Annotated in this window: 27 protein-coding genes and 6 pseudogenes; 16 read left to right on the top strand and 17 right to left on the bottom strand. The window is 57.2% G+C overall.

The window, feature by feature from the left end; translation table 11 throughout:
• Position 1 precedes the first annotated feature (1 nt).
• The gene (locus JCM13583_RS09570) at positions 2 to 730 is read right to left on the bottom strand and encodes an ABC transporter permease (protein WP_162509768.1); all 729 of its coding nucleotides are present in this window, start codon (positions 728 to 730) and stop codon (positions 2 to 4) included.
• A complete protein-coding gene (locus tag JCM13583_RS09565) occupies positions 720 to 1580 on the bottom strand; it encodes an ABC transporter ATP-binding protein (protein ID WP_075057518.1) in 861 nt (286 codons plus the stop codon). The genes JCM13583_RS09570 and JCM13583_RS09565 overlap by 11 nt, the downstream gene beginning before the upstream one ends.
• Positions 1581 to 1780: 200 nt before the next feature.
• On the opposite strand from JCM13583_RS09565, the gene JCM13583_RS09560 reads away from it, so the two are divergent.
• The 9 genes from JCM13583_RS09560 (at position 1781) to JCM13583_RS09530 (ending at position 6492) form a co-directional block, all read left to right on the top strand.
• On the top strand, positions 1781 to 2110 hold the full coding sequence (locus JCM13583_RS09560) for a hypothetical protein (protein ID WP_171823571.1): 330 nt from the start codon (positions 1781 to 1783) through the stop codon (positions 2108 to 2110).
• A gap of 65 nt (positions 2111 to 2175) precedes the next feature.
• The gene (locus JCM13583_RS09555; protein WP_162509749.1) at positions 2176 to 2679 is read left to right on the top strand and encodes a hypothetical protein; all 504 of its coding nucleotides are present in this window, start codon (positions 2176 to 2178) and stop codon (positions 2677 to 2679) included.
• A gap of 82 nt (positions 2680 to 2761) precedes the next feature.
• The gene (locus JCM13583_RS09550) at positions 2762 to 3106 is read left to right on the top strand and encodes a hypothetical protein (protein ID WP_075057515.1); all 345 of its coding nucleotides are present in this window, start codon (positions 2762 to 2764) and stop codon (positions 3104 to 3106) included.
• A 22-nt stretch (positions 3107 to 3128) separates the two neighbouring features.
• Positions 3129 to 3287: a hypothetical protein gene (locus tag JCM13583_RS14200; protein ID WP_171823570.1), complete on the top strand. Its 159-nt coding sequence runs from the start codon at positions 3129 to 3131 to the stop codon at positions 3285 to 3287.
• On the top strand, positions 3281 to 3568 hold the full coding sequence (locus JCM13583_RS09545) for a hypothetical protein (RefSeq protein ID WP_075057514.1): 288 nt from the start codon (positions 3281 to 3283) through the stop codon (positions 3566 to 3568). Before JCM13583_RS14200 ends, JCM13583_RS09545 begins: the two co-directional genes overlap by 7 nt.
• Before the next feature lie 37 nt (positions 3569 to 3605).
• A complete protein-coding gene (locus JCM13583_RS09540) occupies positions 3606 to 5015 on the top strand; it encodes a hypothetical protein (RefSeq protein WP_162509748.1) in 1410 nt (469 codons plus the stop codon).
• Positions 5016 to 5127: 112 nt separating this feature from the next.
• Positions 5128 to 5268: a hypothetical protein gene (locus tag JCM13583_RS14195; RefSeq protein WP_171823569.1), complete on the top strand. Its 141-nt coding sequence runs from the start codon at positions 5128 to 5130 to the stop codon at positions 5266 to 5268.
• A 3-nt stretch (positions 5269 to 5271) separates the two neighbouring features.
• On the top strand, positions 5272 to 5760 hold the full coding sequence (locus JCM13583_RS09535) for an NOB1 family endonuclease (protein ID WP_075057512.1): 489 nt from the start codon (positions 5272 to 5274) through the stop codon (positions 5758 to 5760).
• Between the two features lie 126 nt (positions 5761 to 5886).
• The gene (locus JCM13583_RS09530; protein WP_075057511.1) at positions 5887 to 6492 is read left to right on the top strand and encodes a cyclase family protein; all 606 of its coding nucleotides are present in this window, start codon (positions 5887 to 5889) and stop codon (positions 6490 to 6492) included.
• Between the two features lie 132 nt (positions 6493 to 6624).
• Here JCM13583_RS09530 and JCM13583_RS09525 read toward each other — a convergent pair.
• Positions 6625 to 7957 (bottom strand): annotated as a pseudogene (locus JCM13583_RS09525) (adenylosuccinate synthase).
• Between the two features lie 180 nt (positions 7958 to 8137).
• On the opposite strand from JCM13583_RS09525, the pseudogene icd reads away from it, so the two are divergent.
• Positions 8138 to 9358: pseudogene (icd, locus tag JCM13583_RS09520) on the top strand (isocitrate dehydrogenase (NADP(+))).
• Between the two features lie 3 nt (positions 9359 to 9361).
• On the opposite strand, the gene JCM13583_RS09515 reads toward icd, so the two are convergent.
• The 3 genes and pseudogenes from JCM13583_RS09515 to JCM13583_RS09505 form a co-directional block, all read right to left on the bottom strand.
• The gene (locus JCM13583_RS09515) at positions 9362 to 9682 is read right to left on the bottom strand and encodes a hypothetical protein (RefSeq protein ID WP_075057510.1); all 321 of its coding nucleotides are present in this window, start codon (positions 9680 to 9682) and stop codon (positions 9362 to 9364) included.
• Positions 9642 to 10619, bottom strand: coding sequence for a hypothetical protein (locus tag JCM13583_RS13095; protein ID WP_162509746.1), 978 nt, complete (start codon positions 10617 to 10619; stop codon positions 9642 to 9644). The genes JCM13583_RS09515 and JCM13583_RS13095 overlap by 41 nt, the downstream gene beginning before the upstream one ends.
• Before the next feature lie 8 nt (positions 10620 to 10627).
• Positions 10628 to 11461 (bottom strand): annotated as a pseudogene (locus JCM13583_RS09505) (ABC transporter substrate-binding protein).
• Positions 11462 to 11597: 136 nt separating this feature from the next.
• On the opposite strand from JCM13583_RS09505, the gene JCM13583_RS13090 reads away from it, so the two are divergent.
• Genes JCM13583_RS13090 through JCM13583_RS14190 form a run of 4 tightly spaced genes read left to right on the top strand, consistent with a single transcriptional unit; the run spans position 11598 to position 12540 of the window.
• Positions 11598 to 11849: a hypothetical protein gene (locus JCM13583_RS13090; protein ID WP_171823568.1), complete on the top strand. Its 252-nt coding sequence runs from the start codon at positions 11598 to 11600 to the stop codon at positions 11847 to 11849.
• Positions 11846 to 12043, top strand: a complete 198-nt coding sequence (locus JCM13583_RS13085; protein WP_162509744.1) for a hypothetical protein — start codon at positions 11846 to 11848, stop codon at positions 12041 to 12043. Before JCM13583_RS13090 ends, JCM13583_RS13085 begins: the two co-directional genes overlap by 4 nt.
• 34 nt (positions 12044 to 12077) lie before the next feature.
• Complete coding sequence (locus JCM13583_RS13080) at positions 12078 to 12395, top strand: hypothetical protein (RefSeq protein WP_171823567.1); 318 nt, start codon at positions 12078 to 12080, stop codon at positions 12393 to 12395.
• Entirely contained in the window at positions 12379 to 12540 is a 162-nt protein-coding gene (locus tag JCM13583_RS14190; protein WP_171823566.1) for a hypothetical protein, read from the top strand. Before JCM13583_RS13080 ends, JCM13583_RS14190 begins: the two co-directional genes overlap by 17 nt.
• A 1-nt stretch (position 12541) precedes the next feature.
• Here the strand turns inward: JCM13583_RS14190 and JCM13583_RS09495 are convergent.
• Positions 12542 to 13193, bottom strand: a pseudogene (locus JCM13583_RS09495) (phosphoribosyltransferase).
• A gap of 79 nt (positions 13194 to 13272) precedes the next feature.
• Between JCM13583_RS09495 and JCM13583_RS09490 the strand changes: the two are divergent.
• Together JCM13583_RS09490 and JCM13583_RS09485 are read left to right on the top strand one after the other, a co-directional pair.
• On the top strand, positions 13273 to 13761 hold the full coding sequence (locus tag JCM13583_RS09490) for a GNAT family N-acetyltransferase (protein WP_171823565.1): 489 nt from the start codon (positions 13273 to 13275) through the stop codon (positions 13759 to 13761).
• A 183-nt stretch (positions 13762 to 13944) separates the two neighbouring features.
• On the top strand, positions 13945 to 14760 hold the full coding sequence (locus JCM13583_RS09485) for a peptidase (protein ID WP_075057507.1): 816 nt from the start codon (positions 13945 to 13947) through the stop codon (positions 14758 to 14760).
• On the opposite strand, the gene JCM13583_RS09480 is transcribed toward JCM13583_RS09485, so the two are convergent.
• The 10 genes and pseudogenes from JCM13583_RS09480 to JCM13583_RS09440 all read right to left on the bottom strand — a co-directional run.
• Positions 14729 to 15235: a hypothetical protein gene (locus JCM13583_RS09480; protein ID WP_075057506.1), complete on the bottom strand. Its 507-nt coding sequence runs from the start codon at positions 15233 to 15235 to the stop codon at positions 14729 to 14731. The genes JCM13583_RS09485 and JCM13583_RS09480 overlap by 32 nt on opposite strands.
• Positions 15216 to 15434, bottom strand: coding sequence for a methyltransferase domain-containing protein (locus JCM13583_RS13075; RefSeq protein WP_162509767.1), 219 nt, complete (start codon positions 15432 to 15434; stop codon positions 15216 to 15218). Before JCM13583_RS13075 ends, JCM13583_RS09480 begins: the two co-directional genes overlap by 20 nt.
• Positions 15435 to 15489: 55 nt before the next feature.
• Positions 15490 to 16042, bottom strand: a pseudogene (locus JCM13583_RS09470) (DUF655 domain-containing protein).
• Between the two features lie 12 nt (positions 16043 to 16054).
• Positions 16055 to 16363, bottom strand: coding sequence for a hypothetical protein (locus JCM13583_RS09465; protein ID WP_075057505.1), 309 nt, complete (start codon positions 16361 to 16363; stop codon positions 16055 to 16057).
• A complete protein-coding gene (locus JCM13583_RS09460; protein ID WP_075057504.1) occupies positions 16360 to 16665 on the bottom strand; it encodes a 50S ribosomal protein L21e in 306 nt (101 codons plus the stop codon). Before JCM13583_RS09460 ends, JCM13583_RS09465 begins: the two co-directional genes overlap by 4 nt.
• Positions 16666 to 16667: 2 nt before the next feature.
• Positions 16668 to 16859, bottom strand: a complete 192-nt coding sequence (locus tag JCM13583_RS13070; protein WP_162509740.1) for a hypothetical protein — start codon at positions 16857 to 16859, stop codon at positions 16668 to 16670.
• Positions 16860 to 16972: 113 nt separating this feature from the next.
• On the bottom strand, positions 16973 to 17743 hold the full coding sequence (locus tag JCM13583_RS09455) for a tRNA pseudouridine(54/55) synthase Pus10 (RefSeq protein WP_162509739.1): 771 nt from the start codon (positions 17741 to 17743) through the stop codon (positions 16973 to 16975).
• A 111-nt stretch (positions 17744 to 17854) separates the two neighbouring features.
• Positions 17855 to 17989 (bottom strand): DNA-directed RNA polymerase subunit P, encoded by a 135-nt coding sequence (locus JCM13583_RS09450; protein ID WP_075057503.1) that lies wholly within the window; start codon positions 17987 to 17989, stop codon positions 17855 to 17857.
• Entirely contained in the window at positions 17982 to 18239 is a 258-nt protein-coding gene (locus JCM13583_RS09445) for a 50S ribosomal protein L37ae (protein ID WP_075057502.1), read from the bottom strand. Before JCM13583_RS09445 ends, JCM13583_RS09450 begins: the two co-directional genes overlap by 8 nt.
• Before the next feature lie 6 nt (positions 18240 to 18245).
• Positions 18246 to 18988, bottom strand: a pseudogene (locus tag JCM13583_RS09440) (exosome complex protein Rrp42); the annotation flags it as partial.

Raw genomic sequence — 18988 nt, 5'->3', positions numbered from 1 at the left:
TTCACTTCTCCCTCCACCTGGTCAGGTACCTTGCGGCCAGGAAATACACCAGTGTCTCCGCAACGAGCACGTATGCCATGTACGGGAGCGGCCTTGCCAGGCCGAAGAAACCCTGTGTGAGTACGGCGGCTGGCGTTGCCGGCGAGATCGAGAGTGCCCACAGTGCATACTTCGGTATGTATGTGTACGGGTAGAATGTGGGCGGTAGCACCGTCATGACCACAGAGAGGATGCCTGCGATGCCCCATACGTTCCTGACGTGCTTGATGCTCTCCGCTATGATGAATGCTATGGCAGATGTCGCTACAACTAGGAGGACAAGGACACCGAAGAGGCCCGCCGAGCCGAGGGGGGGTGTGAATATGTGGAACGCCAGCCCCCCAAGGGCTACGTAGAGAGCCATGCCCGGCAGGGAGAATACAAGGTAGCTCAGGGTGAGGCCAAGCATGTAGTCCACGGGCGATACGCTGCTAGCCACAAAGAGGTCTTGGATCCTCAGCTGGAGCCTCAGGAAAGCAGCGTCTCCTGCGCTTGACAGCGCAACGCTTGCCACCAGCGTTATGAAGCCGCCCGCTATGGCAAAGGGCAGCAGGCGGCCCCTGGATATAACGAAGACCAGGAAGAGCAGTGTCAGTGGAGAGCTCAGCGATGCCACCACGTAGGAAGGGCCCCTGGTGACCGTCCGGAACCCGTAGTACCAGGCGAGTAGGAATGAGAACTTAAGGTTCAACGAGAACACCGTGAGCGAGGAAGAGGTCATCAAGCGTTATGGCCTTCACAGTGCACCCCCTGTCAATGTAGCTCTCCGCCTCTGACCTGGGGGGGCGTACCCTATGAACATGTTTCCTATCCTCATTGAGGGGGCCACCAGGGTCGAAGGAACACTCCACCCTTATCTTCCCCCCCCTGAACTTTGAGAGCAGGTCCTGCACTGTTCCCTTCTCCAGCACGGTCCCGTTGTCTATGAGGACCACCTTTCTGGACAGTTCCTGGGCCTCCTCCATGTAGTGCGTGGTGAGGATCACGTTCCCGTCAAGCTCCCTCACGGCGGACCAGACCTCTATCCTGGAGAGGGGGGGATCAAGGCCTGTTGTCGGCTCGTCCAGGAAGACCGTGTCCACGTTTGCTGCCAGTGCCATAGCAACAAATATCTTCCTCTTCATGCCGCCGGACAGGGTGTCCGAGGGTGCGTTCCTGAACTCCCTCAGCCCCCCCAGCTGGTCAAGAGTCTTGAGTGCAAGCACATGCGCGTCGTGGAAGGACATGCCCCCCCTGCCCACAAGGAAGAGCTTGACGAGCTCCACTGGAGTGAGTATGCCTATGGGGCCCGATTCCTGTGGTATGCTCACAACGTTCCTCCTTACCTCCTGGGTATCCTTGAGTATGTCCAGGCCGTTTATCAGGGCTGTCCCGGAGGTTGGCTCGAGCTGCGTGGACAGTATCCTTATGAGAGTTGTCTTTCCTGCACCGTTCCGCCCTATTATCGATGTAACACCGTCTTCCAGTTCCAGGTTTATGCCCTTCAGGGCGTGGGGGGGCCCGTCCCTGTACCTCTTTTCAAGGTCAATTATTTTTATCATAATATTTCTCGACGGAGCAAAGTATTGGGCATGGCCATATTACCGTTTCGCCGCCCACGCAGGGGGGGTGGGAGATCGGTAAGGTTTTACCCATCGATTAATATTTAATGAATATGAAGCAAGCGATCGCCATGCTCGCGGTATTGATGATCACGCTATCTGCAATCACTTTAACTGCCGCCGGCAGCGATCGTGCTGGTATGCAGGATGTTCCGTATGTGGGGGGGAGCCCTGGTTCAGGGCCTAACATGACCGGAAACCTAACCGTGATGGTCATGTTGAAGCCCTCGAACCTGACATCCCTAGAATCCTTCCTGGCCAGCATATCAGACCCTTATAGCCCGGATTACGGGCACTACATCACCCTTGCCCAGTTCATAGAGAGGTATGCACCGCCTCCGGGCAAGTACAGGGATATTGTTTCCTACTTCCGTTCCTTTGGCCTTCAAGCCACGACTTACAGCAGCAGGCTTGCAATACAGCTGCAGGGCAGTGCCGGGCAGATAGGCAGGGCCTCGGAACAGATATAGTCGGAGACTCAAAGTCATTCGGGCCTTCTTCGAACCCAGTGCTCCCGGGGGGGAACGTCTCCGTTATGGTCAACTCAGTCATAGGGCTCTCCTCCTCGCCGCCTATGAGGCTCCCCCCCCTGCAGGTTCTCTCAGACCTCCCGGGACACAACATGTCATCCCCGGATACCACACCGTCCGGCTATCCTGCACCAGTGACCCAGAGTGGAGTACAGTACCTGTGGGGGGGTCCTGACATGCAGGTGGCCTACGGTGAGAGGCCACTGTTCAACATAACATATCCCTTCAACGAGACCATAGTCACGATACTGTGGGCCGGCAGCGACGAAGGTATCCAGGTTCCCCCCCCTTACGACCCGGCCAGCGTGGAGAGCTACCTGAACCTGACTCTTCCCAGCTGGGAGCCGAGGCCAAGGATCGTGCCATACCCAGTCGATGGCGCCCCGCTACCTGGCCCGAAGGCCCAGTACGATACCACAGGAGCTGTTATCGAGAACGAGCTCGACCTGGAAATGGCAGGCAGCATGGCGCCCGGGGGGGCCACCATAGTGAACGCGTACGGGCAGTAGCGCCAGCAACAACCTCGCACTCATAACCGCAGTCCTCACCAGCGTCCTAAGCAACCAGTCCGCGCTGTTCCAGAACCTCTCTGTGATATCCAACTCCTGGGGGACAGGGCTCTCCACAGTTTCCAACAGCACAGTGCAGGCCTGGCAGTACCTGCTCGACCTTGCAGAGGCCAGGGGGGGCATCACCGTGCTGGCCGCGAGCGGGGGGGATGCTGCGGACAGCCCCTTCTCCTCAAAGTATTCAGGCTCTATAGCGAACTTCCCTGCAGCGCTGGCCTTCAACTACACCGGCATAACATCGGTTGGCGGAGTCACAGATGTGCTCGGCCCGAACCTGCATATATCCTCTGCCTCCGCATGGTTCGAGGACACGTTCTCTTCCGGCATACTCGGCTCAGAGGGGGGGTTACGCGGAGCAGATACCTGAGCCCTATTACCAGGTGGAAACAGTGCCAGCCTCCCAGGACCCTGGAAGGTACCTGATGTTCCCTGACATATCGGCACTGGCAAACAACACGATAATTAACGGCACAGATGAATCGCCACCATCCACTCTGGTCGTTGCGGGAACGAGCGTAGCCAGCCCCCCCTGGTTGCCGGGATGGTAGCGGAGATCGATGCGGTGGCACAGCACATGGGTGCCCCCCCGCGGCTGGGCTACATCAACCCGATGCTGTTCTACCTGGGGGCAGACCAGCTCAGGTACAGCGGTGATTCACAGTACAACTCATCCCTACCCCCCCTCACGGCACTCTCCTACGTCACCTCGGGAGAGAACACGCTCTACTCTGCCCACTACGGCTACAACCTTGTGGGTGGCTGGGGTCAGCCTGTGGCGTACAACATTTCTGCCCAGTCACTTTCTGTGCCCCCCCCGGGGGACACATAGGCCCTATGAGATGGGAGTATTCGTGCACCCATTAAACGTGAGCTCTGGAGGGTACTCGCTGCACCTCTCGCCCATCCTGGCTGGCACCCTTGGGGGGGAGCCACTCTACGTCATCAACATAACGCTCAACGCCACAGGGAACGCCGTTTCGGGATACGTGCAGGCCTCAGCGCCATATCCCTACACCTACAGGCAGCACTTCGTGAAAGAGGAGACGGTATCCGCCGAGCAGGATGGGGGGGATATCAACATATCCCTGGAGGTTGTGAACGGAAGCAGGCCCTGGGAGGCCCAGACGGTGCTGAATGTTAACGGCGACAGCCTCACCATCAATACCCCGGGTGCATCCTTCATAATCGATGCTCCGGAACAGGCTTACACAGCGCAGAACGGGACACTGGCTGTCTCCGGACCCGGCCCTGGAGGGTATGCCGGGCCAGGTGAGCTCGACCCCCCCTCCATCTCGCTCAACGAGGGAGGCAACACCGATATCCAGGTATCAGCATCGTTCAGCACCGGCTCTCCCGGCATAGAGACCATAGCAGTTCCTGGGGAGCAGTATGGGCCATCCGTGGCCGAGAAGGAGCCGTTCTCGTTCTCAACGGATAACGGGTACCTTGTGGCAGCACCATCAACATCCACATCCTCTGCATACTTCTCTGTTCCGCGCAAACTGTACAACCTGACGGTGAAGCAGGGCGGACTCTATGCAGGCCAGGAGTGGGGGGGAATAGAGATCGATAACGTGGCTACCAGCGTCACCTCTTCTCCGTACATGGTGATCCCCGTGCCTGCAGGCAACTATACCGTGTCCCTTATCGCCCCCCCACCGTTTTCTACCCCTGACTCAAGCAGTATTCCACTCTCCGTCACGGGAAACACCTTCCAGTTCGCAAGCTTCACGACCAGGGCATACGTCGTGCAGTTCACCGAGGTCGGCCTGCCAGCAGGGGGGGAGGAGTGGAACGTGAGCTCATTCGGGATAGTGAAGTCCGGCACCGGCAGCTCAATTGACCTGTTCCTCCCCCCCAACGGTACATACACGTACACGGCATATTCCAACAACGCCACCTTCAACGCCGTGACAGGAACTTTCAAAGTCAGCGGGTCAAACGTGACGGTGGAGGTTGCATTCAGCAAGAGGGTTTACTTAATAGACTTCCACCAGACAGGCCTCAGGGACCTGACATGGTCAGTTGACCTCAACGGCACGGTCGAGTCTGGAAACGGCACTGACCTCTTCTTCAGGGAGTACTACGGCACTTACAACTACACAGTGACGCCTCCACCAGGATACCAGGTAACGAACCAGTCAGGCCAGGTTGTGACCGATACCCCGTCACCGGTTGTGAACCTGACCTTCGAGCCCTACCACTACAAAGTTACATTCAGAGAGCAGGGCCTCCCGGCGGGCCAGTTCTGGGGGGGGTGGTCGTGGATAACATGACCATTTCGGGCGACACAGCAGAGATCTCCGGTAACCTGACATTCGGAAACTACACCGTAATCGTTCTCTCGCCGGCCGGGTACGAACCACTCTCCAGCCCATCAGCGTGTCTGTGGACAGGAACGGTATATCCGTCACGGTGGACTTCAGGCCCGTTGAATCGCAGAGCAACGTCACAGCCTATGGCATAATAGCCCTCGCTGTGGTGATAGCAGCCGTTGGGGGGGCAATGGCACTGTTCAGGAGGAGATAGAGCATGAGGCCCTTCGTCCTTGATACGAGCGCCATCCTCTCCGGCAACCTGGACATCGCGGACGGGGGGGAGTTCGTGGTCACAGAGATGGTAGCCTCTGAGGTCAGGAACAGGGTGGACAGGCTCAGGGCCCAGCTCCTCCTTGAAGGTGCACTCTACAGGCCCAGCGAGCGTACAGTCGGCATTGTGAGGGAGGCTGCGGAGAGGACTGGCGACATAGGCGAGGTGAGCGAGGCAGACATTTCAGTCGTCGCTGCTGCCATCGAGACAGGTGGGGGGGAGGTGCTCACTGACGACTATGCAATCCAGAACCTCTGCAGGGAGGTGGGAGTGCCATTCAGCGGCGTTTCAATAGGCCCGATCACCCACAGCATCAGGTGGGCATACATGTGCACCGGCTGCGGCAGGATCTACAGGAGGCCTGTGGAGGCGTGTGACGTCTGCGGGCACGCCCTAAGGAGGGTCTCCAGGTCCAGGAAGAGGATAAGATAGGGCGCGCTGCCCCCCATGAACTATTTCTATTCGCTCCGGATGCTGCACTGCATCCGGCTGGGCTGTCGCATATTGAGGCTGCCAGATGGGCCGGACTGCATAGCCTGCTCTGGAGATGGTTGCTGGATGATCGACATAAGCCTGCCACTGAGGAATGGCCTTATAACGTATCCTGGAGATGCTGCCTACGAGGAGTACCAGTACAAGACACACGAAAAGGATCACGTGCACATAATGAGAGTGCTGATGGAGACGCACTCGGGCACACACTTCGATGCCCCTTACCACATGATAAGGGATGGCAAGAGGGCGAACGAGATACCTCTCGATAAGTTCATCGGCCCAGTTACCGTTGTACAGGTGGACAAGGACAGGATAGGCCCGGAGGACATACCCGATGTGCACAGAGAGAGGATAATATTCAAAACGCCCAATTCGGAGAAGTACGGAAGGTTCGATACCTCCTTTACCTACCTTACGCCTGAAGGTGCCAGGAAGCTCGCGTCCCGGAGAGTGAGGCTTGTGGGCATAGACTACCTCTCCATCGAGAGGTTCGGCTCCCCCCCGGAACCGCTCGCCCACAGGGAGCTCCTCTCCAGGGACATAGTGATACTGGAGGGCCTGTACCTCAAGGACGTGGAGCCGGGCGACTACGAGCTCATATGCCTTCCACTCAGCATGTACGAGGACGGTGCGCCCTGCAGGGCAGTCCTGAGGGAACTAGATGGATAGGTTATCTGCCCTCGAATGCTCGGCTGTGCCAGGTGTGTTGACCTGGCCACGGGCCTTTGCTGCATAAAATGGCACCTGCTGCTGGTCTGCGACCTCCGATAGAGTGCCCAAGCCATATTTGTGAAGGTGGGATCAGCCGGTTACCCTGCTGACCTTCATGCTCCCCCCCTTCCTTATCGTGTACTCCCTCCTCTCCCCCCCCAGTGATATTATCTCCACTGGGATGCCAAGTACCTTTTCCACATACTCCACATACTCCCTCATGCCCTGCGGGAGAGCATAGTAGCCCTTTTCTACCACCGCATTCAGCGTCTGGGCATCCAGAGGGCCCCCCCATCCTGTGAACTCCTTGTAGAGAGGCCTTATCCCCCCCTGCACATCCTCCAGGTTCCTCGGTATCACGTCTACCGGGCCGCTGTCTGATGCGTACTGGTAACACACCTTTATCCTGCCAAGCTGACCAAGTGTGTCGAGCCTTGTCATGGCTATGACGTCCACGTCGTTCATCATTGTGGAGTACCTCAGCATCGGTATGTCCAGCCACCCCACCCTCCTGGGCCTGCCTGTTGTCGTGCCGTACTCGTTGCCAAGCTTCCTGAGCCTCTCCGCCTCCTCACCCAGTATCTCGGTTGGGAAGGGCCCGGCCCCGACCTTGGAGACATAGGCCTTTGCCACGCCCACGACCCGGTCAACCTTCCTGAACGACAGGCCAGCCCCCCCAGGGAAAGGGCGCCTGCAATCGTATTCGAGGATGTAACGAACGGGTACATGCCGAAGTCTATGTCAAGCATGGCACCCTGCGCCCCCCCTCGAAGAGTATGCTCTCTCCTTCCCTGTAGAGCCTGTTTATCGTGATCTCCGTGTAGTCCAGGTAAGGCCTTATCCTCTCGTATGCGGAGTTGAGCTGCCTCACCATCTCCTCCCTCCTCTCCCTACTCTCGAACTCAGACCCCCCCTCGAGCAGGGCCCTCTTCATGCTGTAGATTGTCTCGACCTTAGAGCGCAGGATCTCGATGCTGGAGAGGTCACCCATCCTTATTCCCGTCCTGGCGTACTTGTCCTCGTACGTGGGGCCTATCCCCCCCTGGGCTGTGGTGCCTATGCTGAGCTTCGACCTCACCTCCTCCTCTGCCCTGTCCAGGTACTTGTGCATGGGTGTCACAACATGTGCCATGAGGCTTATCCTTATGTTGAGGTCCTTTTTCACCTGCTGCAACTTCTCTATCTCCTCTATCAGCGATATTGGATCGATGACCATGCCGTTTCCGAGTATTATGTTCCTGCACCTAAGGGCGCCAGATGGGACGAGGTGGAACTTGAAAGTACCGCTCTCCGTCACAACGGTGTGGCCAGCGTTGCTGCCACCGTTGAACCTCACAACGGTGCTGTGCTCACCGCTTAAGAAATCGGTGATCTTGCCCTTACCCTCATCACCGAACTGCAGACCCAGGACGGCTGTTATCAAAACCTGTACCTCCTTTCAGTCAGAATGCGGAATGCAACCACAGTCCTGAACTATGGTGTATTCAACTATTAACTTTGCGCTCTGTGCCGCAGCGCAATGCCTCGTGCCATGCCTGCGTACTATCACAGGCGCTGAGATAAAAGCATTTTAGGCCTGGAAGACATCACTGTGCGATACAGGATGACATACATAGAGATTAAGGAAGGCACCAGGCTCTCTGTCCCGAACAACCCCACCATCGGCTACATTGAGGGCGACGGCATTGGGCCGGACATAACAAAGGCCACTCTCTACGCCATCAATTCCTCCCTGGAGTTCGCATACAAAGGCGAGCGCTCCATAGAGTGGCAGAAGGTTATGGTGGGAGACGAGGCTTACGAGAAGACGGGCAAGAGACTACCCCAGGAGTCCCTGGAACAGCTTCGCAGGTGTGTTGTGAGCATAAAGGGCCCCCCTCACCACACCGGTAGGAGAGGGGGGGTTCAGGAGCCTAAACGTGACCCTGAGGCAGTACTTCGACCTCTATGCAAACATACGGCCAGTGAGGTACTTTCCAGGTGTGCCGTCCCCCCCTGTCAAGAACCCGGAGAAGGTCAACATGGTAGTGTTCAGGGAGAACACCGAGGACCTCTATGCTGGAATAGAGTGGAAATACGATTCTGAGGAGGCGAACCGCGTAAGGCAGTTCCTGAGCGAGCAGTTCAACATATCCCTTACGCCGGATACTGGGATAGGCATAAAGCCGATAAGCAAGTTCAGGTCTCAGAGGCTCGTGAGGAAGGCCATACAGTACGCAATAGCGAACAAGAGGAGGAGCGTGACGCTTGTCCACAAGGGCAACATAATGAAGTACACTGAGGGCGCCTTCAAGGACTGGGGCTATGAACTGGCCGCGACTGAGTTCAGGGACCAGACGGTCACAGAGGAGGAGTACAGTAAGAACCCTGAGGCTTACAGGAACAGGATCGTTGTGAAGGACAGGATAACTGACAACATGTTCCAGCAGGTCCTCACCAGGACGGAGGAGTACGACGTGATCGCCACAACGAACCTGAACGGAGACTATCTCTCAGACGCAATAGCTGCACAGGTAGGCGGCTTGGCATAGCGCCCGGTGGGAACGTTGGCGATGTGTATGCCATATTCGAGGCAGTCCACGGCACCGCCCCGAAGTACGCGGGCCTGGATGTGGCAAACCCGACATCCCTCATGCTCTCCGGCGTGATGATGCTCCAGTACATAGGCTGGAACGAGGCAGCGAAGGTGCTTGAAGATGCCATTGTGCAGGCATACAAGGACCAGAAGGTAACACAGGACCTGGCCAGGGTGCTGAATATAAAGCCACTGAAGTGCTCGGAGTTTGCAGAGGAAGTCGTAAAGAGGATGAAGCCGGTGGAGTAGGCTTCATCCTAGGAAAATGAGCTCCCTCCTGCGCACGCAATTGAGGATCGTTTCCTCAGGGCCAGGAGAGCCATTGGAGAACAGGGCCATTTCTGCCAGGGAGACCACAGATGCAGGTGGGGAGTTGAGCATGACACTCATACCACCCTTCCTGAAAAAAGCCCTCGCCACCCCCCCCTCGTCCTCGGTGTAGAGGTAGACAAGGCTTGAACCGAGGGAGCGGATGTGCTGGCCCAGGCTCTCCAGGTCCCGGTACCATGAGAGGAACATGTATGGGCCGGGTTCACCCCCCCTTTCCGGATTCAGGCCTGAGGCCTCCAGCACTGGTACCTTCCAAGATATGGACGGCCCGATGGGCACCGCCCCCCCTACTGACCTGTGACTGGATGGAGCCAAGCCAGGCCTCCCTCCTCCTCTCGGAAGTGAAGGCGCCCAGCCTGCCCTGCGGTGACTGCAAGTCCATCCTCTGCTCCACCTCCTCCAGTACCCTGTTCTTAACGTACTCGAACACCGCCTGCGGTGCGAAGAGGTAGCCTGTGGATGCCCAGGCCTGGCCCATGGAGAACGTGGCAGAGTCCACGAAATCGGATGCCACCCTGTCGTTGTCACCGTCAACGAGCACCACAACCGGTTTGACGGGGCCGATGAAAGAGCCGAAGTCCCTCCTGAGAGTGGAGTCTATGTGGGTGGCCCTGTCAGCCACTCCCTGTGCTGCAGTACACTGCCTGAATGCGGACACCGGCAGGCCCGCCCTTGGCAGCTCCTTCAGGATCCTGGCCACAGTGATTGAAGGCCCTTCTTCGCACAGCATTGCCAGTGGCGATCCGGTCAGCACAGATACGGCCAGAGGTGTGGATATCCCCAGGACCGGAAGCGAAGCATCGAAACGGCAGACCACGGGCCCTGGAACTGAGGGAGAAGTAGCGCTCGCCTCCCTTCCATGAGCCTGTGAGGGCGAGGAGCGAGCTGAATGAGGAGGCAGTCCTGGCCATGGCCAGAGAGGAGGAGAGCAACTCATTCTTCGATTCGGAGACTGTCTTTCCACTCTCCCTGGCGAGCTCGGTAGCGATCTCCTCCGGCTGAGCAGAGAGCCACCTGGCGATCCAGTGGACTGCTCCATCCTCTGCTCCACTGTCAGGCCCTCCAGGCCCTTGCAGGATTCTTCCTGCCAAGCCCTCCAGTCCAGGAGCAGGTCCCCCCCATCTTCGATCTCGCCCATCACCTCACCGGTGAACCTGTCCCTCACCTCCAGCGGAACCACCCCCCCACTCACACTATCTCGAGGTCAAAGTCCGGTAGCAGGCCCATGGATATGGCACGGTCATAGTACATTCTGAGCGCCCTCCTGCCCCCCTCTCTCCGAAGTCTACAGTGAGCTCATTCACGTACATCCTCACGAACTTCCTCTCAAGCTCGATATCACTGTACCTGGCGTACCTGAGAGAATACTTCAGGCGTCGTCCTCATGCTCCTTTCCATATACTATTGATGCCTGGAAATCCGCCTTGAAGCCATCTATGGCCTCCTTTCCGAGGTCCTTCCTTATGGCGTTGAAGCAAGGGGTATCGGTAGTTCCCCCCCTGCGTACTGCTTCCACTCCTCGTACAGGTCAAGGACCTTCACAAGGCCGCGCCTCTGGAACGTGAGCTGCTCGTCGTGTATGAGGATGCCAGCGTCAACCTTACCATTCTGCACAGCCTCTGGAATGAGGTCGAAGCGCATCTCCACCATCTTTGCCGGCTTTGGGCCGAACATCTGGTAGAGGAGGTGCGATGATGTGTACCGCCCAGGAGTGGCAAGCACGGCGCTGGAGAGGTCGATGTCCCTTCTCGCGACCACCATGGGCCCGTAACTTATTCCAAAGCTCGCACCGGAAGGAGTGAGTGCATACTTGTCACTCGCGTATGCATAGCCGTTGGCAGATATTGCGGTCACACCGTAAGTGCCGGAAGGAGCTTCCCTGTTCAGTGTCTCTATGTCCTTGACCACCTGCCTGTATGTGTTCCTGGTGCTGATCTTCCCCCCCTCGAACATCGCGTAGAACATGAAGGAGTCGTCCGGGTCAGGGGGGTGTGTGCTACAACAATTTCCATAAACTCGCATAACTGCATCGCACATATTGTTTTTGAAAAAAGGCAAGAAAATTGTGCATATCCTTTCCCAAGTGCTCAGGCGAGTTCAAGGAAAGGATGAATGCCTTAAATAGAGCGTTCAAATGGCCACACCCTGCGGTGTACACATGGAGAGGATCGTTATAGCGCTGGGTGGCAACGCACTCCAGGAAAAGGGTGACGATGGGAGCTACGAGAGCCAGCTGAAAAGGGCGACTGAGGCCTTCAGGTCGCTGCTCCCTGTGATCGAGGAGAACGAGGTCGTGATCACGCACGGGAACGGCCCGCAGGTCGGGTCACTCCTGATACAGGCCCAGGCGGCAGCATCGAAGATCCGCCCGTTCGATATGCATACCGCCGTGGCCTGTCACAGGGCATGATTGGCGAGGTGCTGGCGATGGCCTATGACCTTGCAAGGAGGGAAGCTGGCATAGGCAAGCCCCCGGCGGTGGTCCTCACCCGTGTAGTGGTGGACAGAGATGACCCTACTCTCAGGGAACCCAGGAAGTTCATTGGCCCGTTCATGAGCGAGGATGAGGCTGCCAGCATGGCATCGGCCTCGGCTGGAATGTGAAGAGGCAGGACGACAGGGGGGGTGGAGGCGTGTGGTGGCATCGCCAAGGCCTGTGGACATAATGGAGACTTCGGCCATAATATCCCTAATTATCGACGGGTTCCTGCCAATAGCGTGTGGGGGGGCGGGGGGGATCCCCGTCATAAGGGATTCCACTGGAATAACTCCGGTCAACGGGGTGATCGACAAGGACGCCACCTCTGCCCTGCTTGGCAACCTGATCGAAGCGCAGAGGCTCGTGATCCTCACAGATGTGGAATTCGTCTACAGGGATTACGGCAGGCCCTCACAGGAGCCGATCAGGAGGGCGAGTGCCGGGGGGGAGCTGGGAGGAAATGCTGCGCCGCGGTGAGTTCCAGGACGGGAGCATGGGGCCAAAGGTAAGGGCTGCGGTGGACTTCATCAGGAGGGGGGGTGGGAAGGTGGCACATATAGCCTCCCTGGAGAGGTGCACAGAGACCCTTTCAGGGCATTCCGGAACTGTGGTCGTGCCATGATTCACCTGACCCAGACCTCTCCGTTCCTCCTTATCCTGCCCATGTTCTCGAAGTCGCGCAGTATCTTTTCCATGTCCAGGGAAGACACGTCGAGCCCGTAGTCCCTCAGGAGTATCTCCCTTATCTCCGTTGTCTCCATGGGCTCCGACATGGACCTCCCTATAAGGTTGTCAAGGTCTTCGTATACGTTCCACGGGAATATGAACCAGGCCCAGTTCTTCTCGTCCACGTACCTGGCATAGTAGTCCGGGACGAAACTGGACCTCGACACATGGAGCATTGTCGCTGTCCTGACGGAGAGGGGGGGTTCAGGGACTTCACGAAGTCGTACGCGAGCCTCATGCTCTCCCCCCCCGTGTCCGTTATGTCATCAACCACGAGAACCCTCTTCCCTGTGAGGTCTGGCTTACCGTAGGTCTTGAGAACAGCCTTGCCGTCCTTTGTTGCCGTGATGCCCCCCCAGTGCTCGGTCTTGACGGATATGAGCTCCTTCACCCAGAGCTTGTCCGAGAGGATCCTCGCAGGCACAAGGCCCCCCCACGGGAGAGGCCGATGATCACGTTCGGCTCATAGTCGCCAACGATCTTCTCCCTGATTGCATCACACCAGTCCTCTATGTCCTGCCAGGATACCAGAGTAGCCTTGAACCGCATGAAGTTCTGAAATGTATACGCCGAATTCATAAAACCTTTTCCCGGATACCGTTTTATAACCCGTTTTCCTGACTGGCCAGTGCAGAGGTACTTGCTCACGGACAGTTTGGTTGAACTGGACAGTGACCTGGGCACGGTGGATCCCAGGGAACTTGCAGCACTTGCGAACGACCCCCCCGAGATACAGAGGACGATAGGGGGGGGCCACAGCTTTCCCTACCCGTACACCGTGTTCCATGCATCTTACTTCATAGACAGGAACAGGGAGATCAACGGAAGGCCCTTTGCCATAGACTTCGCCATAAGGGATGCCGTCTCACACGAACTCGTAGGCATAATAGGCCTCTCTGACCTCGACTCTTACGACCTGGACGCGCACGTTGGCTACTGGATAGGCAGGAAGTTCTGGGGGGGCATGGGCTATGCGACAAGGGCCCTCTCGCTGGTATGCGACTTCGCCTTCAGGGACCTCGGAATGCACAGGCTTCACACAAGGGTGCTCGAGGATAACCTCAGGTCACTGCGCGTGCTGATGAAGAACGGGTTCCAGGTTGAGGGGGGTACATGAGGGAGTGCTTCCTAAGGGACGGTGAGTTCCTCTCCATGTTCATCCTGGGCAGGATCAACCCTTACACAGGATCGCGGAGCAGCGACCAAAGTATGGCCTGAACCATTCATGGAGACGGACGCAGGGCTTTCCCTCTCGGCTTGGCAAAGTTTAAAATATTAAGTTTCCTTTTATAAAATTAAGATGACACCCCTGGAGATAGTCCTGATCATAGTGCTGATAATAGTGCTGATAATACTGCTCTCCGGCATACACATCCTGAAGGAGTGGGAGAGGGGGGGAGTTGTTCTCACGCTCGGTAGGTTCACTGGCCTCAAGGGGCCAGGCATAATTTACGTGACGCCCATCATAAGCAAGATGAACCAGGTAATATCCACCCGAATACAAGCCGTTTCCTTCAAGACAGAGAGCACGTTCACCAAGGACAACGTCCCGATAAACGTAGACGCGGTCATGTACTTCCAGGTTGTGGACCCCCAGAGGGCTGCGCTAAACGTGGAGAACTACCTGCAGGCCACCAACTATTCCGCCCAGACCACGCTCAGGGAGGTGCTGGGCAAGACAATGTTCGACGAGGTGCTTTCCGAGAGGGAGAAGATAGGAGAGGCTGCCAGGCAGATAATAGACGAGAAGACAGAGACGTGGGGGGGCGTCAAGGTATCGTCCGTGGAGATAAGGGACGTTGTCGTCCCTTCCAACCTGCAGGAGGCCATGTCCAGGCAGGCAGCGGCGGAGAGGGAGAGGAGGTCCAGGGTCACACTGGCACTTGCGGAGGTAGAGGCTGCCCAGAAGATGGTTGAGGCCGCAAACCAGTACGTGGATAACCCAACAGCCTTCCAGCTGAGGTGGCTCAACATACTCTACGAGATAGGCCTTGAGGGCAAGGGCACCCTGATGATGGTGCCCATCAACACGCCTGCCGCAGGGCTCGTTTCGAACCCGTTCACCATAAAGGGCATGACAGAGTCTACGGGTGACCACGCGGAGAAAGGCCCGTGAGCCTTGAGGCCAGGTCGAGGAATGCCTCCGGGCTGATCTGATCGGGCCTCAGTTCCGCATACTCCTGTGGGCACCCCCCCTCGAATATATTCCCCCCCAGCTTCTTTCTCCTCATGGAAAAGGCCCTCTGTATCACCTTTTCGACAGCAGCCATATCCACAGGCGTTTCCCTTGGCTGAAGGGAGACGATTGCAGAGTCCACCTTAGGCACGGGCCTGAAGTACTTCCTGGCCACGATCTTCTCTATCCTGGCGTTGAACCTGAGTGCCACGCTGACAGACAGCCTTGAGTAGTCCCTGCTCCCTGGAGCTGCCACCATCCTCTCAGCAAACTCCCTCTGCACCATTATCACCGCCCTCCTGAACCTGAACTCCGGGAGCCTGAACACGATCTGCGAAGTTATGTGGTACGGTATATTGCCTATTATGCCATCGTACTCCCCCCCGGCCTGGAACTCAAGGAAGTCCTGCTTCACCGGCACGAGCTGCCCCCGATTCCACAAACTTCTGGAACTTCCAGCGTATCTCATCGTACATGTTATGGTCGGCCTCGACGGCGGTCACCTTGAGCCCCCTCTCAAGGAGCACCTGAGTCAGGATGCCAGTGCCCGGGCCTATCTCCAGGACGTGGGAACCCGCGCCTAGGCCGAGGGTATCGGCTTCCCTGATCGCTATCCCCCCCTGTTGTTGAGAAGGACCTGCCCGTACCTCCTGTGAAGGTTAATACCGCTCATCTAGCCACAAATAGCTTGTACTTCTCGTTCCTCTCCTCGAGCTCCTGCAGTATACGGCTGGCGATCATCTTCTGGGGGGTTGTGTATGGTCTTTATTCTCTGCACAAGGTCCTCAAAGGACTCGAACGGCCTCTTCTTCCTCTCCTCGAGTATGTTCCACATGGTCTTGTTGCCAAGGCCAGGGAGCAGCTCCAACGTGTGCATCCTCGTGTTGATCGGCTCCGCCCTGTTGAAGAAGTCCACGAAGAACTTCTCCCTCTGCTTCACTATGTCCTCGATTATGTACGGGAGCTCGTTCGCCGCGGCGCTGGTGAGTTCCTTGTAAGATATCCTGCGCCTGACTGCCGCTATCTTGTCCCTCTTCTCAGCGTCCTTGCCTATGTAGACTCTGTCACCCACATTTATCCCCCCCGCGTCGGGCTTTGGGACGAGCTCCAGAAGCTTGAACTCTGTCTCGCCCAGTGCCAGTGCTACCGGCGTCTTCCTGTAGCCCTTCTCGTCAGCCCTGCCCTGCGGGAGGTAGTCTAGAATGTATGCGTACTCTTCCAAGTGAGATACCTCTTACAGCCCCCCCAGGAAATAATCCAACATCTTGCTTAAATTGTTTTCGTCAAGCATCACGCCGTAACTTGACAGGACCGCAACAAGTTCGTCCCTGGAAACGGGCTTCAGGTCGACAAGCTTCACGGCAACCTTCTCCGGCACCCTGAACTCTTCCTGTATATACTTAACGGCCTTCCTCGCCTCCTCAGGCTTCAGCTTGAGGAACGACTCGCAGTAGGCCAGCGAGTCCTTTTCCGGATCACTGTGGCTCTGCTTGGAGTGCAGTATCTCGTACGTCTCTGCTATCGTCCTGTACCTGATCCTCATTGGACCACTTTCTTCAGGTGCACAGGAGCTGCCAGAACCTTCTTCGTTACCCCCCCACCGACCCTGACAGCGACCAGGTAGCAGTCACCCTGCCTGGCCACAACTCTCCCTGTGAGCCCCCCCTGAAAGCCGTGATACGGCATGCCTGAGTGCACTGACGGCTCGATATCTATTGAGGCGTAATCGCCTACTTCGAACTCCTGCATGAACCTGGTAACGGGTGGCATACCCCCCCTCTCGCTCACCCGCTTGGTCATCTTCATCCTGGAACCGGCCCTTGGGCCGTGGGACATCTTTACCATGCTCAACCACCCTCTCTGTGTATCTCCACCACATCCAGCTCACTCACCACCAGTGGTGAGCCGTAAAGGGAGGACAAACTCGGTTTTGTCCTTCCACCGTCTCCGCTGACCATCTCCTTTATGTAAGTGCCTGCCTCTGCCCTCACCCTTATGGCCGCCCTGTCTCCCTCGCACCACAAGAGAGAGGCAGCCACTATCCTCTTTGGCCGTATCTTGTCCGCCCTTCTGCCGGATACCCTTAATGGAGTACGCTGATATATAAGTTTTCCAGATATGGAGGAGAGCGCTTCCCTAAGCCTGGAACAGTCTATGCTTCCCTCTCCCCCCTCACCACAGCCTCGTATGTCTTCTCGTGCTGCAGGGATTTTACCTTCACAACATCATCGGGGCCGGCCAGTGAAAGTGCATCAACCTCTACGTATCCAGATGCGTTGACCCTCTCTCTGAACTCCTCAAGGTCAAGGTGCCTTATCCTCGGGTTCACCACCTCGATAACGAAGTCCCTGCCACTCCCGAGCATCCTTACGTCCACATCCTCCCTGCCCGCCGCATGGAGGTGGTATTCCTTGCCACCCAGCATGTCACAGAGCGGCTTTCCGATGAAGTACTCCACAGACCTGTCGTCACCGACCCTGTGTATCCACCTTGTCTGCGGTATTTCCCTGCTCAGCTTCCTGTACCTGCCCTTTACGTAAAAGCCCCCCCTCACCGTCAGGCTGAGTGTGTCGTACCTGAGGTCATAGTTTGCTATGATGTCCGGTTCCTTCCGGTCGTGCTGCTTCCCTGTCTTTGAAGATATGAGCTTGCCAAGCTCCCTGTTGAACTCCCTCTTTATGCTCTCCCCCCCGAGACCCGGGAACAGGGCCTGGATAGCCTGCTCTTCTGAGACGGTCTCCTCCGGGAACGTGGAACCCACGAGGAAGGTCGAGAACTCGTACCCTGAGGTGGCGTCTAGGAACATGGAGAGGTACTTCTCCATCTGGAGGAAGGTACCCCCCCTGCAGACCCTGCAACTTCGCTCCGGAACAAATGAGAAGTCCCTGTTGCCTGTCAGCGACCGGATGGCGAACTGCAGCATCTCCCCCCCCTGCCCGTATTCGTGAGGCCGCTGTCCACAAGGGCAAAGATCCTGCCGGCACACCTCACGCAGATGTCGTGAGGTATCTCGGCCTCTATGCGTACCATGCACCTATCTTGCAATTACTTCCTTCTCTATGGGTGGCCTGGACTTGACAAAGACCCTTGAGCCGCACTCACACTCTATCTCTGCGGTACCGTAGCTCTCGCGCAGGGGGGGCCTGCCACACCTTATGCACTTATACATTCTGGGCCTCCTGTGTGATCTGCGCCGTTACCTCTGGCGTGTAGGAGCCACCGGCAAACTTATAGCTGCAGTAGGAGCATTCCCAGATGCCGTTTGCCACGCGCCTGACCCTCCTCTTGCCGCAGGACGGACAGGCATATGTGGCCTTCTTAAGCTTGTATATCTCGTTCCAGGCCTTCCTGACGGTTACCCCCCCGTACCTGGGCCCGAACCTGCCCGCGGCACCTACCTTAACTGTCCTCCTTGACACTGGACATCACCTGAAGTATTTCTCCCTGAGCTGGCGACCTATATCGCTTGATAGTTTTATAGCTTTTCTGATCTCCTCCAGGTCAAGGGTTCCCGCGTCGCCCTTCTGCATTGCCCTGATGTGTCCGTCCTCCGTGGTGGTCACAGTTATCCTCGTGCTGGAGAGCTGCTCTTCCTCCAGGTCTGGGTCGCAGAGGAGGTTGTCCCCCCCTATCTTCGCCATGGTCACGGATATTGGTATGCTGTTCACAGGCAGTGCAAAGTCCTCGCCACCCTCCTTTGAGGCTGGCACCACAGCGGTCCTCAGCGCCGCAACAGCACCGAGGGAACTGGCGTCTATGAGGTTGCCGTCATAGTCGAGGACATTTATGTCGATGAATATGATCCAGACCTTCTTGCCTGGCTCTATGACCAGCTTTTCCAGGTCAACCATCCTGCTCTCCCTTATCCCCCCCCTGTCCACGACCCTTGCTATCTCTATTGACTGCTCGTTTGGGGGCCCGGCCTCGAATGAGGGGAAGGCCATGGGCAGGAGCTCCAGGTTGGTTGTGAGGACACCCATGTTCGGCGTGTCGGGGGGGAACGGCTCCCCCCCGTCTCTATCTTAACCCCCGACGAGCACCTTTGTGTTGCCTAGCTCAACAAGGGCGGAGCCTGCAGCCCTGGGCACGTAGTTCGTGATTATGTTGATCTTCCTGTATTCCTTGGGCTTCCTTCCGTCTCCCCTGACACCCTCCTTGAGCCTTGAGA

Origin of the sequence: Thermogymnomonas acidicola JCM 13583 (assembly GCF_001316105.1) — an archaeon.
GTDB lineage: Archaea > Thermoplasmatota > Thermoplasmata > Thermoplasmatales > Thermoplasmataceae > Thermogymnomonas > Thermogymnomonas acidicola.
This window is presented reverse-complemented; position numbering and strand designations above follow the sequence as displayed.

Coding starts and splice junctions, on each gene's coding strand:
- JCM13583_RS09555 (WP_162509749.1), top strand. CDS start 2,176: ATGGTCAACTCAGTCATAGGGCTCTCCTCCTCGCCGCCTATGAGGCTC.
- JCM13583_RS09460 (WP_075057504.1), bottom strand. CDS start 16,665: ATGGTAAAGATGTCCCACGGCCCAAGGGCCGGTTCCAGGATGAAGATG.
- JCM13583_RS09560 (WP_171823571.1), top strand. CDS start 1,781: ATGCAGGATGTTCCGTATGTGGGGGGGAGCCCTGGTTCAGGGCCTAAC.
- JCM13583_RS13090 (WP_171823568.1), top strand. CDS start 11,598: ATGGAGAGGATCGTTATAGCGCTGGGTGGCAACGCACTCCAGGAAAAG.
- JCM13583_RS13085 (WP_162509744.1), top strand. CDS start 11,846: ATGATTGGCGAGGTGCTGGCGATGGCCTATGACCTTGCAAGGAGGGAA.
- JCM13583_RS09455 (WP_162509739.1), bottom strand. CDS start 17,743: ATGCTGCAGTTCGCCATCCGGTCGCTGACAGGCAACAGGGACTTCTCA.
- JCM13583_RS14190 (WP_171823566.1), top strand. CDS start 12,379: ATGCTGCGCCGCGGTGAGTTCCAGGACGGGAGCATGGGGCCAAAGGTA.
- JCM13583_RS09450 (WP_075057503.1), bottom strand. CDS start 17,989: ATGTATAAGTGCATAAGGTGTGGCAGGCCCCCCCTGCGCGAGAGCTAC.
- JCM13583_RS09535 (WP_075057512.1), top strand. CDS start 5,272: ATGAGGCCCTTCGTCCTTGATACGAGCGCCATCCTCTCCGGCAACCTG.
- JCM13583_RS09485 (WP_075057507.1), top strand. CDS start 13,945: ATGACACCCCTGGAGATAGTCCTGATCATAGTGCTGATAATAGTGCTG.
- JCM13583_RS09465 (WP_075057505.1), bottom strand. CDS start 16,363: ATGAGGATCAGGTACAGGACGATAGCAGAGACGTACGAGATACTGCAC.
- JCM13583_RS09565 (WP_075057518.1), bottom strand. CDS start 1,580: ATGATAAAAATAATTGACCTTGAAAAGAGGTACAGGGACGGGCCCCCC.
- JCM13583_RS09530 (WP_075057511.1), top strand. CDS start 5,887: ATGATCGACATAAGCCTGCCACTGAGGAATGGCCTTATAACGTATCCT.
- JCM13583_RS09545 (WP_075057514.1), top strand. CDS start 3,281: ATGGTAGCGGAGATCGATGCGGTGGCACAGCACATGGGTGCCCCCCCG.